The organism is Gracilimonas mengyeensis, from assembly GCF_900182705.1.
GTDB lineage: Bacteria > Bacteroidota > Rhodothermia > Balneolales > Balneolaceae > Gracilimonas > Gracilimonas mengyeensis.
In genome coordinates this window covers 262,675-278,202 of sequence record NZ_FXTP01000004.1, presented here as the reverse complement: position 1 = coordinate 278,202, position 15,528 = coordinate 262,675, and the positions used below count along the sequence as shown (strand labels likewise).

Sequence of the window (15,528 nt, the reverse complement as noted above, 5' to 3'; positions counted from 1 at the left end):
CTTAGTTGAGACCCATTTTATACAGAGCAGTTGAGGTAAGGATGTAGGCTGTATTATCTGTGACATGCAAAGCCACAGGCTGGATAATCTCGCTGTAAGAAATACTTTTCGGCGTTTCTCTATGTTTCTGAATGGTCAATGTGGTAGTACCAGCGAGCCATAAGTTTGAGTCTGCTACATAAAAAGCACCAATCTCATCTGCATTATAAAAACTCCGGTACGAACCATTGGTCTCCAGTTCATGGATAAGTCCTGCAGACTGGTCCAAAACATACATGCGACTTTCACTCAGCTTGATATCATCCACCGACTTCACTTCGGCAGGTAAGCGAAAGGCATCCAGCGGACTGAAATCCAGATCAAACCGGATAATCTCTGAAATACCTTTATCATAAAACAAAACTTCGCCGACTTTATTAACAGCCAGTTGACTAGGCTCATAACGCTGACGGCTTCCCAACAGGCGATTACCGCCTGAGATGCTACTGAGATACTGCCCGCGCCGGTCAAACACCTGTACACGGCGGTTATTGAAATCAGAAACGTAGATTTTGAGTCCGTTGGTAGCATCTACATCTATCGGCCGGCTAAATTCGTAGTCGCCGGATCCACGGCCGCCAATGGTATCTACTAATTTTCCATTGTGATCCAGTTTTAGTAAGCGATGTCGCCCCTGTTCTACCACATAGATAGCATTGGAGGTAACATAGAGCGAAGTGGCCCGATTAAGGCCAGAATGGATTTGTTGGAGAGCTTGAGATTGAGCTGCAAAAGGAAAACAGAATAAAAATGTAAGCAAGGCTAATAAACCTATACCACATCTCACCCTCCCCTCCCCGAATAACTCGGGGCCTCCCAGGGAGGGGAAAGTGAATATCGAATATTGAACATTGAATATTGAACATTGAAGGGGTGCATTTACTAACTCCAGCAAATTCCGTTCGATATTCGATATTCTGCACTCGCTATTCAATATTCACGGGTTCATTCTGTGTTCAATGTTCGATATTCAATGTTGAATGTTCTAATGTCTAAGCCCTTTAGCACCAATGTCACGGCGGAAATAGGCTTCGTCGAATCCAACTTTTTCAACTTCAGCGTAGGTTTTATCAATGGCCGACTGTAAGTCCGAGCCAGAGCCTACGATGTTGAGTACGCGTCCGCCGTTGGTGAGGATTTTGCCCTCCACTTCCCTCGTTCCGGCATGGAATACGATAGCATCTTCCACCTGATCCAAACCAGTTATTTCCTTGCCCTTTTCGTAAGCCTCGGGATATCCGCCGGAAGCAAGTACTACACAGCAGCGTACTTCATCATCAAACTGAATATCGGTTTCGCCAAGTTTACCTTGCGTACAAGCCAGGATAATTTCCAGCACATCGGATTGCATCCGCGGCAGAATCACCTGGCATTCAGGATCACCAAAACGGCAGTTGTATTCCACCACTTTAGGCCCTTCGGCCGTGATCATCAACCCGCAATACAAAATGCCGGCATAGGGATTGTCTTCAGACTTCATCCCGTCAATGGTGGGAGCAATGATTTCATCCTCCACCCTTTTCAGAATCTCATCGGTAACCACGGGAGCGGGCGAATAAGCGCCCATTCCGCCGGTATTCAAACCGGTATCACCTTCGCCAATGCGTTTGTGATCCTGCGCATTGCCAATCACTTTCCATGACTCCCCATCGGAGATAGCAAATACAGAAGCTTCTTCCCCAACCATGAATTCTTCCACCACCAGTTTGCTGGCGGCTTCTTTCAGGGAGTCGCTGGTCTTGAGCTCTTTGAGCACTTCCATAGCCTCGGCTTCACTTTCGGGGATGAATACGCCCTTGCCACCAGCCAATCCGTCGGCTTTTAGCACTACCGGGTATTTGCCTTCTTCTTTGATGTACTCGGCAGCATCATCAAAATTTTCCTGGTCAAATACTTCATAAGCAGCGGTAGGAATGCTGTGCCGCTTCATGAATTCCTTGGCAAATTCCTTACTGCCTTCCAGCATGGCTGCTTGCAGCTTGGGGCCAAATACGGGATGGTCTTTAGCTTCCAGGAAATTGGCGATACCATCTACCAATGGCTGCTCGGGACCGACCACCGTCAGGTCAATTTCATTTTTTTGGATGAAATTCCAAACAGCTTCAAAATCAGAAGCGGAAAGATTAACATTCTGGCCCGTTTCTGCTGTTCCCGGGTTCCCGGGGGCGATGAACAGTGTACCCAGCAACGGAGATTTTGCAATACTCCGTGCCAGGGCGTGTTCGCGTCCCCCGCTTCCCAGTAATAATACATTGTATTTCATAGCTCAGGAGAGATCTTCAGCAATAGTGATGATTTCGGAAAAGCTTCCGGCATCCAGGCTGGCTCCGCCAATCAATCCGCCATCCACATCAGGCTGACTAAGCAGCTCTTCAGCATTCGCCGGCTTCATGCTGCCACCGTAAAGGATATTGATACCATCAGCAACATCCTGGCTGTACAGTTCGGCCAATACGTCGCGAATGTGCTTGTGCATTTCCTGCGCCTGCTCCGGGCTTGCCGTTTCGCCGGTACCAATGGCCCAGATGGGTTCGTAAGCGATAACCACATCCATGGCATCATCTTCAGAAAGACCGAAAAGTGCCGCTTTCACCTGGTTTTTAACCAGATCAAAGTGTTCATCTTTTTTACGCTGAGCAAGACTCTCTCCCACACAAACAACGGGAGCCAACTTATGCTCAATGGCTTTTTTAACACGCTTGTTAACCGTTTCATCGGTTTCTCCAAAATACTGACGGCGCTCGGAGTGACCAATGATTACATAATTACATCCACTTTCAACCAGCATACTTCCGCTGATTTCTCCGGTAAACGCACCGTTTTCTTCGAAGTGAAGGTTTTGTCCACCCACTTGAATATCGGTATCGTGCAAAATCTCAGAAGCCATGCCAATAGACACGAAAGGCGGGCAAACCAGCACATCCACATTTTCGTCTACTTCGGCTTTTTGCTCTTTAAGGCCTTGCAGCAGTTCAGCGGCATCATATGGTCCGCCATTCATTTTCCAGTTACCGGCTATTAGAAATCTACGCATGATTGAGTGAGTTTAGCTTGGTGATTTATTGTTTCTGAAAGCTTTGTTAATGCCCTGAATTACATCTTCAAATTCCCGTCCTTCGTACTTGCGAATCAATACGCCATTCTCATCGATCAACAGACGGGTGGGCACTTGTACAACGTTGAATTTCTTAATGATATCCTGTACATCAAAAGACCCCAGTTTTGCAACGGGCCACAGTTTGGAGCGTTCTTCAAAAAAAGCGTTTACGGTAATTTCACTTTGATCAAGGGGAATAGTGAGAATCTTCAGCCCGTAATTGCGATAAATTTCATGAAGGATGACGGTACGATCAAAATCATTCTGATACATGGTACTTGCCAGCGGAGAAATCTCCAGGATATACACATCCCCCTCCAGCTTTTCGTTGTTTACGGTATCGCCTTCCATTGTCACAAAAGAAAACTCCGGAGCTTGTACGCCGGGAGCCAGGTAATTCAGGTCATACCGAATCCGGCGGGCCCACTCTTTTGAGCGCTGATTATCGGCATACTCCTCTTCATAGTTTTCGAGTAAATTCCTGGCTTCCTTAACCCGAGAGCTATCAAAGTAAAACTGGATTTTTTGCCGGAATATAATCTCTTTGGCCTCCTCATCATCCACAATTGAACTCAGGGAATCCATATAAGCTGAGGCAGCATCAAAACCCTGGTTTCTGGCGATATAGGGTTTGGCTAAATCCAGTGCAACCTGTGACATATATTTGTCCGGCAGTACCTGATCTATACGGCGAAGCATTTCTTCCTGGTTCCAGGAGTTAAGCAACCGGGCAGACTGCTCTGCAGCCAGTACAGCGGCTAATGAGTTTTGGTTTTTCTCATATACTTCCCAGTATAAATCGGACCATTTCTGAATCTCTTCCACCATCTGGGTATCCGTGAGAGCTCCGCTTTGGGCAAAAGCCCGGATACGGTTAAAGCCCTGATCCACTTTCGTAAAAGTGTGCATGGCATCATGTTCACGGGATTCAAGCTTTACCGTCTGTTGTACACCGGGCAACTCTGCCTGAACTGTAAGTGTATCATCTTCTGCCAGTATTACGCCCAATTCCCCAATCGTATTATTATTTCTGCTGACAGACATCAGGTAATATTTTTTTTCGGGGAAGGTGACCGTAGCTGCAAAACGGCCGGCTTTATTAGTCACTTCATGAAACAACGTATCCAAACCTGTGCCGGAAGTATCTTCGGGGTTAACAATGGTAACATATATGCCTTCATAATTACCGCTGTCATCCAGCGAATCCGCTACGGTTATAGTTCCCTGTACCAGGGTTTTCTTGGGAGTATTTGTTTCTCCCGAGCAGGCCAACATCCCTGCACTTACGGTCAGAATTGCTAAAAATTGAAATAAGCGTGTCTTCATATAAATGAGACGATCAGTCATTTAGTTTTTCGGAAATCAGCTTATTTACCAGTTTGGGATTGGCTTTACCCTTGGTGGCTTTCATGGCTTGTCCCACAAAAAAGCCCATAAGCTGTTTTTTGCCGTCCTTGTAACGGGCAACCTCGTCCGGATGTTCTTCAATAATTTTGTCTACAACCGGCTCCAGTGAGCTGGAATCAGAAACCTGAATCAAGTTCATCTCTTTGGCCAGATCAGCGGGTTCTTTTTCGGGTTCATCCAGCAGTGCGTTAAAGATTTGCTGCATGGCTGAAGAGTTGATCTTGTCATCCTCTTTCAGCTTAACCAAAGCAGACACTTTTTCTGCTGTAACCGGAAACTGACGGATGTCGATACTTTTCTCATTCAGCACGCGCAACACTTCACTGAGTACAATATTTGAGGCTGCTTTGGGATTGCCCAAGTGATCGGCTACTTCCTCAAAATAATCAGCCAGGTAGCGGCTGTCAGTGATGGTAACCGCATCGTCTTCGCTCATACCGAAATCTTCGATGAAACGCTTGCGACGCACATCAGCCAGCTCTGGCAATTCTTTGCGGATTTCACTCAGCATCTCATCGGTCACGATGATAGGCGGTAAGTCCGGTTCGGGGAAATAGCGGTAATCATGCGCTTCCTCTTTGGAACGCATAGGGCGTGTTTGCTCCTTGGCCGTATCCCACAAGCGGGTTTGCTGTACCACTTCGCCGCCGCCTTCAATCAGCTCAATCTGGCGGTAAATTTCATAATGGATGGCCCGCTCCACATTGCGGAACGAGTTCATGTTTTTCAGTTCGGTACGGGTGCCGAATTTTTCCCGTCCACGCGGACGTACCGATACGTTGGCATCACAGCGTAAACTACCCTCCTCCATGTTGCCATCGCAAATCTCCAGGTACTGCACAATCTGTTTGATTTTGGAGAGATACGCGTAGGCCTCTTGCGGCGTGCGTAGATCCGGCTCCGACACAATCTCAATCAGCGGAGTTCCGGCACGGTTCAGATCCACCAGCGTGTTGTAGGGATCCTGATCGTGAATAGACTTCCCGGCATCTTCCTCCATATGAATCCGCGTAAGGCCGATGCGTTTGTCGTATTCCTCCAGCTCGATATCCACAAAACCATCATAACAGATAGGCGTGTCATACTGGGAAATTTGGTAGCCCTTGGGAAGATCGGGATAGAAATAATTTTTACGGGCAAAAATGGACTTCTCGGCTACGCTACAGTTGGTAGCCAGTCCCATTTTGATGATGTATCGAACCAAATTCTCGTTCACCACCGGCAAAGTTCCGGGATGTCCAAGGCAGAGGGGCGTCACTTGTGTATTTGGGCTGCCGCCGTATTGAATGGTTACCGGGGCAAAAGCCTTACTTTGGGTTAACAGCTGGGCGTGAACTTCAAGGCCGATCACCGCCTCGTACTTCTCGTGATCAATTGTGCTCATTAAGCTAAATTTCTGTCTGTTTTGCTGAAAGACTGGAAGATATTAAAGTTGCCGGACAGTTTGGAATGTTATTTCGGGTGTTTCAGTGTTAAGGTGCGATGGTGTTATAGTGTTTCAGTGTTTCAGTGTTTCAGTGTTAGAGTGTTAGGATGTTAGGGTGCTTTGTGCTTTGTGCTTTGTGCTTTGTGCTTTGTGCTTTGTGCAAGATTGTTGATTCTAATTTTATAAGCCAACGATGAGTTTCCCCGCTTGGGCGGGGATTAAGGGGTGGGTAAATGGTGCCAAGGGCAGGTTTCTTATAGCTAACACCGAAACACCATCACACCGCAACACTTTCCTATGCATAATTCCTTTGTTTCTATTACATTAGGGAAAGTCAAGGAGGTCAAAGATGAAAAGATCACTACTAATTTTAATGTTTTTCGGAATTGCGGGGCTATCGGGTGCCATGGGGCAGACGCTGGATAAGTCTTGGCACTTCTCCAATTTTTTTGCGGCGAATGACACGACTGGCCAAACTCATCTCTTTTACGAGCTGGTTGAAAAAAGAAAATATATATGTTCGGATCTATGGGGCAGCAGGGTCTATAACACCTCGTACGGCAATATTCGCCATATGAATCCTGCAAGAGGTACAGATTCTACATTTATGAACGCAGGTGGAATTGGAGGAATTGGATGCGACAGCTTTGATGGTTGGATTAACATAGCCGATTTTCATCCTTTTGATAACAACTTTGAAAATTTCATATTTGTAGGTAGCTTCGGCGATGGTTTTGAACCTTATGCCTATTCGCAAATTGGCACTCAACAGTACTACCTAGCTCCTCTGTTTGATTATTTTGGCCGGGTTGAAGCAAATCCATATTTGGGAAAATTCTTCTTCCTTCCCAAAGACAACCACACTGTGCAAGTTCCCATAACTACTAATAGCGACAGTATAGAGTACATTAGAAATTATTGGCATGAAATTGCTGATGAAGAAGCTGCTTCAGATTCTATCCTGAATATTCTTGATTTCAAGCTCCTGAGCCTTTCCACCTTCAACGATAGCCTGGCCTTTATTCATCAACAAAACTCGTTGATACGGTCAGAAGATTTAGGTACATCCGGGGATACCTTGTCGATTCAAATTTCTTCCGATTCTCAATTTCTTTTTGATTCAGATTCTCTCCATATCTACACTACCAGCAATACCGGAAATCTTTTGGTCTCAAATAATTATGGCAAGCAGGGAAGTTGGATGGAGTTCCCATTGCAAGGTAATCCGCTGACACTTCAAGTTGATCCCCAAAAAGCAGGCCATTTGTATGTAGCGGATTCAACAGCCATTTACGAGTCTACTGATTTCGGGCAAAGCTTTCAAAAGGTGTATTCAGCCGATCACTTCATTGTTGATTTCTATCACAAGCCGGCTTCAGATATCTACTATGTATTGCAGAAAGAGCAAATTATTGAGGTCAGTACTGATTCTGTTTCCATCCTAAAATCGGTACCCGATATTTCCGGTTTTGAAATGAATATCGAAAAATTTCCCTACCGGGATGGAAATGAGTTCGTTTTTACAGTTATGCAAAAAGATCCAGAAGATGACAGTGAGTATTACGATGTGCTTACCCTTGAAGAATTTAAGACCACCACTACCAGAGAAGAAAACGGGAATGAATCTGTCATCCATTTCAATGATGAATCTGACTACCCATTATTTAAAGAATTAAGGCTAGATTCACTCTCCAACCTTATAGCCACAGATTGGGTCCGTGACAGCATTTGGACCTTAATGGACCAGAACAAACCCCGCTTTAAAACATGGCAGCCCATACCTGAAAAGGATTCCATTATTGTTAAGGCTTTATTCGGTGATAATGTTACCACTCGGATAAATGGGAATACTTTTGATCAGGGAATAAGTCTGGTTTTTTATTCTGAGCAAGTGAGAGAGACGGGAACATTTTTTAATGATGCGATCGCATCTGCGCAGTGGTCACCTAAAGTTGGTTTTACCTACTTTAGGTTCGGTGTACATGGCTTAATTTATTATTTGAAAGGAGCCAAAATAGATGGCATTACCTATGGGAATATGACGGTTGTATCCAACGAACCGGAACCTTCCAACATCCCCAGTCAAATCACTTTAGGGCAAAACTACCCCAACCCTTTCAACCCTTCTACAGTGATCAGTTATCAGTTAGACAGTAATCAGTTGGTTCGCTTGGAGGTCTTTGACGTGACGGGCCGTAAAGTCGCTACCCTGGTGGATGGACAACGGCTGTCGGCCGGGAGTCACCGGGCTAGCTTTGATGCTTCGGGGCTTTCTTCCGGGGTGTATTTTTACCGGCTGGAGACGGGCGGGCAAACCTTAACCCGAAAAATGCTTTTAGTGAAATGAAGAAACTGGGTTTGATAACATGCTTTGTCTGTGTCTCCCTTTCATCTTTGGGACAAGACAACATAACCGAGGGTTACTTTCATGAACTCCAGGGCATGGAGGATTCTGCTGGGGTTACGCATTTATTCTATCGGATGTTCACTTCAAAACGCACTAATTGCTCTGATATGGATGGTTATACGTCGACTATTGATATTGAACGCAATCATATTCATCACTTTAATACTTCCACCTTAGAAGATTCTGTCGAATTCAGGGCCTACAATAAAATATCACCAGCTTGCTTTCAGGAATGGCATGACACAGAACGATTCATCTTTACAGACAACCATCCGGACTCCACCTTTGCCGTTAAATCTATCGTCGGCGGCCTGTACGGCTCACTTTCATTTTCAATTAATGATGAGCAAAATTTCGATATAAATCTTGGCAATCCATTGGGAATCAGTTTCGATAAAGAACGTAATGATTTAATTATTACGACCCCTTTTGATTATATCGTCATTAAGGCAAAAACAGATGAAGACCTTCATTTAAGAAGCTCATTCCGATATGACCGGAAAGAATCTACATGGCAAAACTATCATGATTTTTTTGATTTACACGATTCCCTGTTTGTCAATTTTTCTGTCACGGGAGTAAATCCCTATAAAGCGGGTCACTACGTAGGGATCAATGATTCCAATTTCGTGCTCTCTACCGATTATGGAAAGTCCATAGAAGTACTATCGAATCATACTATTGAAGAATGGGAGCTTTATAATATCAGATTCGGAAACACCTATTTTGATGCAGATTCCAGCAGTTTCTACATAACAATTAATAGTAATATTTATCTACTTAGAAAAGAGTCAGATGCATGGAGTGTAAAAGAACTTTCTAAAGGATATAGCTCTTTTGAGTTTGCTCCGAATAAGCAAAAATCGGGAGCTTTTTTCTTTTCTCATGATGATAGTCTTTTGTATTCGGATGATTTTGGAAACTCGACTTCCTTCATTGATACGTTTTCACACCAAATCACCGGCCTCTACAAAAAACCGGGTTCGGATATTCTCTATGTCCTCACCAGAGAAGAACTACTGGAGGTAAACGTAGAAACCAAAGCCACCACTTCCCTCAAACAGATACCTGTGAGCCGTGAACGGTTACCTGATGTACCAACTCAAATCACTTTAGAACAAAACTACCCCAACCCTTTCAACCCCACTACAGTGATCAGTTACCAGTTAACAGGGAACAGTTTGGTGCATCTGGAGGTGTTTGACGTGACAGGTCGTAAAGTGGCTACTTTGGTGGATGGGCAGCGGCAGACCGCTGGAAATCAGCAGGTTACTTTTGACGCTTCGGGGCTTTCCTCCGGGGTGTACTTTTACCGGCTGGAGACGGGCGGAAAAACATTAACCCGTAAAATGCTGTTGGTGAAATGAAGCGAATTCTATTCATATTATTCCTGATATCCTTTGGTTTTACAACTCAGGCTCAACAGAGAATACACCCAAATTTACCCTCAGACTTTATCCGAGATGTTCATTTTATAAACGAGAGTGAAATCATTTTCATAAATGAGGGTGGCACCATTTATAAAACGTATGATGGTGGGGATACATGGAAATTGAAAGAGGACTTTCTCTATCCTCTTGATAAAATGCATTTTTTGAATGAAGAAGTAGGCTTCGTTAAACCAACCCGTGCTGCAGAGATTCTATATACTACAGATGGTGGCGAATCTTGGGAAAGTCATCCTCTCTCAATCTACTTTAGAAATAATCTTCTACCAATCACTAAATCAAAAATTCTAAAAAGTGATTATAATGGACTCATTGAACTGAATAACTCTTTCTACAATGTTTGGGAAGTAGTATATGAGCCACCATTTTTTATAGATTCCAGTTTTCATTTAGAGCCAAAACAATACTATGGCAACTTGCAACAGTTCGAAAAAGCTGGTTCGAATCGTATTTTAGCTTTATATCCACTTCAAAATGCTTTTGAGTATGGAATTTTGTCTCCAGACTCTCTTAACCTTATAATTGAAACCGATCATAAAGGAACTACCTGGGATACACTTTTTATAGGATTCGATGAATTCTTGATGGGAATTCAATTCCAGGACAGTGTTAGTGGCTGGGCTTATTCTAATCACTCTATATATAAAACTATTGACGGAGGGCTCAGCTGGTCTTCACGCTTTAATAGCCCAAACGCTGGGATACTTTCTTTATCTGTCCCAGATTCGAATACTGTATTTGGCCTCTTTTGGGACCAGCAACAATATCTGCAAAAAACATTTGATTCAGGAGACAATTGGGAAACTTCTCCCCTCCCCTCTAATACCTATTCAAATGGTAATTACGCCGTTAATTTTTTCAATGATAGTACCGGCATTCTTTTTGGGGATCACTTCTACAAAACTAACAATTCGGGCATTAGTTGGGAATCAATGGCAAGTGAAAGAACTGAAAACATATATTCACTTGATTTCTGGAGTCCATTAGAAGGATTAGCGATAACGGGCAATGGTTTTTTCAAGACTGAAACCGGTGGTAAAAGCTGGAAATTCCTTTTCAAACCTGAAGAATTAGTATCAAACAGGCCAGGGAATGCTGTTATGCTCAACAAAGATGAGGGCTGGATTGCTTCCAGATACCAGATTTTTCATACAACTACAGGAGTTGAAAATTTCGAAGTACATGATATCACTTCTGATGATGAAATATACAGTGGCATAGCCTTTCACAATAATATTGGATTATTACACTCAGTAGCTGAAAGGCTTAAGCCAGATGAGAATACTTTTGACTTTCATCATCATTATCTGACAACGGATGGAGGAACAACTTGGCAAGAGATTTCCATAGAGGACTCAACCAATAGCCTCGTCAGTTTTGAAGAGGTTAAGATTACAGGCCCTAACCATTTCTGGGGTATGAACAGGGATGGTTTATGGCTCTCAACTGATTCTGCAAAAACATGGAATATTGTATTCGATGAAAATGGATTTGAGTACACTCAATGTTTCGATTTTCTAAACTCTGAAATTGGAGTAGCTGCAACAAACAGAGCTGTTTTCTTTACAAAAGATGGCGGAGAAAGCTGGATCGAAATGCCACGCTCTTCTCGTCCTGTTGACTGTAAATTATTTGATAAAAATGGATTCCATCGATACCGATATTTTGAAGTGAATGAAGATTCCAAATATTTACGAATGACCTTTTATGAAGATGGATATGTAGACATTATGAGATTCAGAAGTACAGGAACTAATATGCCCTTTCGAGTTATGGCAAAGCATCAGGTTGGAAGACAACCATATTTATGGGCTGCTGGCGATGGGTTCACGATAGTTTATGATACTCCTGTATTAACGATCACAAGTAACGAACCCGAACTTTCCAACATCCCCAACCAAATCACTTTAGAGCAAAACTACCCAAATCCATTTAATCCGACGACAGTGATCAGTTACCAGTTAACAGGGAACAGTTTGGTGCATCTGGAGGTGTTTGACGTGACAGGTCGTAAAGTGGCTACTTTGGTGGATGGGCAGCGGCAGACCGCTGGAAATCAGCAGGTTACTTTTGATGCTTCGGGGCTTTCCTCCGGGATGTATTTTTACCGGCTGGAGACGGGCGGAAAAACATTAACCCGTAAAATGTTATTGGTAAAATGAAGAAACTATTTTTGATAGCGTCACTATTTGTTCTTTCACTTCCCTCCTTTGGACAGGATAATGTGACGGAAGCTTATTTTCATGAATTAAAGGGAATGGAAGATTCGGCTGGTGTGACGCATTTGTTTTACCGGCAATTTGTGAGAAGCTACTTCCAGTGTTCCGAAGGAAACGGTGGACATAAAGTTGAAAACAGAAGCAATGATATCCATCACTTCAATGTTCAGGCACAATCTGACAAAATGAAATTCAGGGATGGCTTTGCGGAATGGTGCCTTGATGGATACTACTACGATTCTCAAGGAATCCACGTTTATGAATTCTATGATAATGATCCGGAAAAATGGATAGCTATTGGCACTTATGAATATTCCTTTGCCATCAATGACTACCAGGAAAATGCTTTGAACATTGAGACTCCAATTTTAATTAAACAAAAATCAAAGAATGTATTTGATTATAGTCAACCTAACGACTTTTATTTATCACCAAACGGTGACTCTCTATATGTAGAAGTTGGAAGAACTGTACCCTTTACGGGTAGAAGCAATCAATGGCCTGATTTTGAGGATTACGATGACTTTGTAGCCTATGCCGATTCGCTCTCTTTTTCTAAAAAAATTATCGGTATTCATCCCTTTATCGATTCCCTCTATTTTGCCACTAATTCCAGTGGTCAGTTATTCCGAAGCGAGCATTATACCGGCAATTTTGAGCTGGCCGATACCAATTGGTATTTCAATAATCTCACTTTCGCTGATGATACCTCGCATATTTATTCGTTCCGAAAAGCAGGCATTATCCGTTCTTCTAAATTAGGCGAACCGGGAAGCTGGCAATTCAGATCTATTAATTTCACTACCGATGCTTCCAGGCATTATACCATAGACCGTGCTAGTGCCAATCGGATTTTCGTTTCCGACTCCACCACTATTCTTCACTCCACAGATTATGGCGACAATTTTTCTCCACTGACTACAATAGATCACCAAATCACCGGCCTCTATAAAAAACCTGATTCTGATCTACTCTATGTATTAACAAGAGAAGAACTTCTGGAGGTAAACGTAGAGACCAAAGCCACCACTTCCCTCAAGCAAATACCTGTGAGCCGCGAACGGTTACCAGAAGTACCTACCCAAGTTGAGCTCAAACAGAACTATCCCAATCCATTTAATCCAACTACTGTTATTGCTTATATGACCCAAAACAATGGACATGTACAATTGTCAGTATATGACCAGCTTGGCAGAAAAGTTCAAACACTGGTTGATGAATTTCAGGAGGCAGGGATATATGCGGTAACTTTTGATGCCAAAAGTCTTGCCAGCGGCATTTATTACTACCGTCTGGAAGCGGATGGTAAAATTGCTTCCAAAAAAATGACCCTCATCAAATGAACCCGGACTAAAATTGATTATACTGTTGGGCAGGCATTGATAAAGCAACAAGATGTCATCGGTTTTTTTGATGCACCGGTATGTATTTTTAATGGATCGAAACCGGTCAACAAACGTTAAATCGGAAAATGCTGTTGTTTAAAATGATTTTAACACAACACACCGTAGGGGCAATTCATGAATTGCCCCTACGGTGTGAAAATCCCTCAACCTACAATTATTCCTATGAAGAATTCCCTACTGATATTCCTGCTATTTCTTTTCCCGGTTTCCCTTTTTGCCCAAGATTATGCCATGGAGCAACTCGAAAATTCTCCACGTCATCACGAATGGGTTACCATTGAATCTAATGACCGTACTTTGCATAATTTTGTGGTGTATCCCGAAACATCAGAAAAGGCACCGGTGGTTATTGTAATCCATGAAAACCGCGGACTCAATATCTGGGCCCGCAGTTTTGCCGACCAACTTGCAGCTAAAGGCTACATTGCCGTGGCACCGGATTTGATTTCCAATACGGTGGACGGTATTGAAAAAACCAGTGATTTTGAAACCTCCGATGCAGCGCGTCAGGCCATCTACAGCCTGCAGCCCGATCACGTAACTACCGATCTACAGAATGTACTCGCTTACGCCCAAACCATTGAGGCAGGTGACGGCACCATCGCCGTGGCCGGATTCTGCTGGGGCGGCTCCCAAAGCTTCCGTTTTGCCACTAATGCCGGTGATGCCATCGATGCAACTTTTGTGTTCTATGGTACCGGTCCGGATAGCGCCGAAGCCTACGCCAGTATTGAAGTACCGGTGTACGGTTTCTACGGTGGCAACGATGAGCGCGTCAACTCCACCATCCCCGACTCGGATGCGGCCATGGAGGAATACGGCAAGACCTATAAATACGAAATTTACGAAGGCGCCGGCCATGCTTACATGCGCAGTGGCGATGATCCCGAAAAACCAGCCGACGATCCCAATGTACAAGCCCGCAATGCTTCCTGGGAACGACTCGTAAACCTGCTGGAAGCCCTGTAATCTCTACGAGTCATCCCTGCGCAAGCTGGGATATAAATGTACCTTTTATTAAGATACCAAGAAGAACTCCATTGCTTCATTCATAAGATCTTTAACTGCATCGATATTCCCATGCAATCATATTGATTCTGTTCAAGATGAAAAGGGGCATGGGTTACTAAAAAAGGCGCCTTTGGCGCCTTAGATCTTACCCCTTTCCCAAAGTCATCCTGACGAAGAAATGAAGTCCCATTAGGGACGGAATAAATGAGGAAGGATCTTTGGTATCTTGGGAAAAATTATTTTTGCAGTTTAGAGATTTGAAGTCAACTGAAAAAATCTGCTTTTCATGATGATTTAATTCCTAAAAGATTGTACCTTTGTTGCCCTTCTGAAACAAGAAGCCCAAGTGGCGGAATTGGTAGACGCGTGCGCTTCAGGTGCGTATGCCTTTACGGGCGTGGGAGTTCGAGTCTCCCCTTGGGCACTAAAGCCTTGTAAGTGTTAAGCTTGCAAGGCTTTTTTTATTCGTAAAAACTGCTATAACATTTTTGGCACTTACAGCTTACAAACTTGCACATATCGCGTTTAGCCTCACTACCGCAAGTTCAGTAGCCGGCGAAGAATCTTTAAAATAAATTCAGGAATTTGTTAGATGATATGATGTCTGGAGTTATTCAATCCAAAGCCATTTTATTTTGGGTGGTTCTGTTTCGTTTTTAAAGGCCACCCGTATTAATATATCATCGATAGTCGCGGAATAGGAAGCAGAAAATACAAGTAAAGGATCAGGCTCTTTATTGAGACTCCCCAGAAACCGCAAAGATTGAAACTCTCCCAATTGAGGGGCAATTTCTTTATGTGCTTTCAGAAAGTTCTCTTTCGATATTTTCGCTCTCAGTTCTTCTGTAATGATTTCCGTGTACGCTTCATACTCCCCCTTCTCATGCGCTTGTAGTGCTGTTCTCAGAACAGGTTCCAATACTGAAAGTGCTTCCCCGGGAGTTGGTCCAAATGATCCAAAATAATCCATCGTCATAATTTTAATTAAGTATTCGTATTGACTTGCAGCCTACGGAAACGAGCCCCAAAAAGATATTTAGAGTAACTTAGATCACCTGACCACTAAGT

The 15,528-nt window shown here is 43.5% G+C and carries 11 protein-coding genes and 1 tRNA gene; 6 read left to right on the top strand and 6 right to left on the bottom strand.

All coding sequences use genetic code 11. The features are described 5' to 3' along the window. Position 1: 1 nt before the first annotated feature. The 5 genes from FN815_RS06490 to gatB form a co-directional block, all read right to left on the bottom strand. A complete protein-coding gene (locus FN815_RS06490; protein ID WP_185957197.1) occupies positions 2–799 on the bottom strand; it encodes an NHL repeat-containing protein in 798 nt (265 codons plus the stop codon). Between the two features lie 225 nt (positions 800–1,024). After that, on the bottom strand, positions 1,025–2,302 hold the full coding sequence (gene purD, locus FN815_RS06485; RefSeq protein WP_142453810.1) for a phosphoribosylamine--glycine ligase: 1,278 nt from the start codon (positions 2,300–2,302) through the stop codon (positions 1,025–1,027). A gap of 3 nt (positions 2,303–2,305) precedes the next feature. After that, the gene (tpiA, locus tag FN815_RS06480) at positions 2,306–3,073 is read right to left on the bottom strand and encodes a triose-phosphate isomerase (RefSeq protein ID WP_142453809.1); all 768 of its coding nucleotides are present in this window, start codon (positions 3,071–3,073) and stop codon (positions 2,306–2,308) included. 12 nt (positions 3,074–3,085) lie between these two features. Then, positions 3,086–4,462 carry a TlpA family protein disulfide reductase gene (locus tag FN815_RS06475; protein ID WP_185957196.1) on the bottom strand — a complete coding sequence of 459 codons (1,377 nt, stop codon included), beginning with the start codon at positions 4,460–4,462 and terminating at the stop codon, positions 3,086–3,088. Positions 4,463–4,475: 13 nt separating this feature from the next. Continuing rightward, positions 4,476–5,927 carry an Asp-tRNA(Asn)/Glu-tRNA(Gln) amidotransferase subunit GatB gene (gene gatB / locus FN815_RS06470; protein WP_185957195.1) on the bottom strand — a complete coding sequence of 484 codons (1,452 nt, stop codon included), beginning with the start codon at positions 5,925–5,927 and terminating at the stop codon, positions 4,476–4,478. A gap of 391 nt (positions 5,928–6,318) precedes the next feature. On the opposite strand from gatB, the gene FN815_RS06465 reads away from it, so the two are divergent. The 6 genes from FN815_RS06465 to FN815_RS06440 all read left to right on the top strand — a co-directional run bounded on the left by FN815_RS06465 (position 6,319) and on the right by FN815_RS06440 (position 14,884). Beyond that, positions 6,319–8,316 (top strand): T9SS type A sorting domain-containing protein, encoded by a 1,998-nt coding sequence (locus FN815_RS06465; RefSeq protein WP_142453807.1) that lies wholly within the window; start codon positions 6,319–6,321, stop codon positions 8,314–8,316. Between the two features lie 167 nt (positions 8,317–8,483). Next, a complete protein-coding gene (locus tag FN815_RS06460) occupies positions 8,484–9,743 on the top strand; it encodes a T9SS type A sorting domain-containing protein (protein ID WP_185957194.1) in 1,260 nt (419 codons plus the stop codon). Further along, positions 9,740–11,986: a T9SS type A sorting domain-containing protein gene (locus FN815_RS06455; protein WP_142453805.1), complete on the top strand. Its 2,247-nt coding sequence runs from the start codon at positions 9,740–9,742 to the stop codon at positions 11,984–11,986. The genes FN815_RS06460 and FN815_RS06455 overlap by 4 nt, the downstream gene beginning before the upstream one ends. Continuing rightward, entirely contained in the window at positions 11,983–13,386 is a 1,404-nt protein-coding gene (locus FN815_RS06450) for a T9SS type A sorting domain-containing protein (RefSeq protein WP_142453804.1), read from the top strand. Before FN815_RS06455 ends, FN815_RS06450 begins: the two co-directional genes overlap by 4 nt. Before the next feature lie 225 nt (positions 13,387–13,611). Then, positions 13,612–14,418 (top strand): dienelactone hydrolase family protein, encoded by an 807-nt coding sequence (locus FN815_RS06445; RefSeq protein WP_142453803.1) that lies wholly within the window; start codon positions 13,612–13,614, stop codon positions 14,416–14,418. A gap of 382 nt (positions 14,419–14,800) precedes the next feature. Beyond that, positions 14,801–14,884, top strand: a tRNA-Leu gene (locus tag FN815_RS06440). A gap of 186 nt (positions 14,885–15,070) precedes the next feature. On the opposite strand, the gene FN815_RS06435 is transcribed toward FN815_RS06440, so the two are convergent. Continuing rightward, a complete protein-coding gene (locus FN815_RS06435) occupies positions 15,071–15,430 on the bottom strand; it encodes a hypothetical protein (RefSeq protein ID WP_142453802.1) in 360 nt (119 codons plus the stop codon). Positions 15,431–15,528 lie beyond the last annotated feature (98 nt).

Excerpts from the sequence above, each read along its gene's own strand:
- purD (WP_142453810.1), bottom strand. The coding sequence starts at position 2,302 with ATGAAATACAATGTATTATTACTGGGAAGCGGGGGACGCGAACACGCC.
- tpiA (WP_142453809.1), bottom strand. The coding sequence starts at position 3,073 with ATGCGTAGATTTCTAATAGCCGGTAACTGGAAAATGAATGGCGGACCA.
- FN815_RS06475 (WP_185957196.1), bottom strand. The coding sequence starts at position 4,462 with ATGAAGACACGCTTATTTCAATTTTTAGCAATTCTGACCGTAAGTGCA.
- gatB (WP_185957195.1), bottom strand. The coding sequence starts at position 5,927 with ATGAGCACAATTGATCACGAGAAGTACGAGGCGGTGATCGGCCTTGAA.
- FN815_RS06465 (WP_142453807.1), top strand. The coding sequence starts at position 6,319 with ATGAAAAGATCACTACTAATTTTAATGTTTTTCGGAATTGCGGGGCTA.
- FN815_RS06460 (WP_185957194.1), top strand. The coding sequence starts at position 8,484 with ATGGATGGTTATACGTCGACTATTGATATTGAACGCAATCATATTCAT.
- FN815_RS06455 (WP_142453805.1), top strand. The coding sequence starts at position 9,740 with ATGAAGCGAATTCTATTCATATTATTCCTGATATCCTTTGGTTTTACA.
- FN815_RS06450 (WP_142453804.1), top strand. The coding sequence starts at position 11,983 with ATGAAGAAACTATTTTTGATAGCGTCACTATTTGTTCTTTCACTTCCC.
- FN815_RS06445 (WP_142453803.1), top strand. The coding sequence starts at position 13,612 with ATGAAGAATTCCCTACTGATATTCCTGCTATTTCTTTTCCCGGTTTCC.
- FN815_RS06435 (WP_142453802.1), bottom strand. The coding sequence starts at position 15,430 with ATGGATTATTTTGGATCATTTGGACCAACTCCCGGGGAAGCACTTTCA.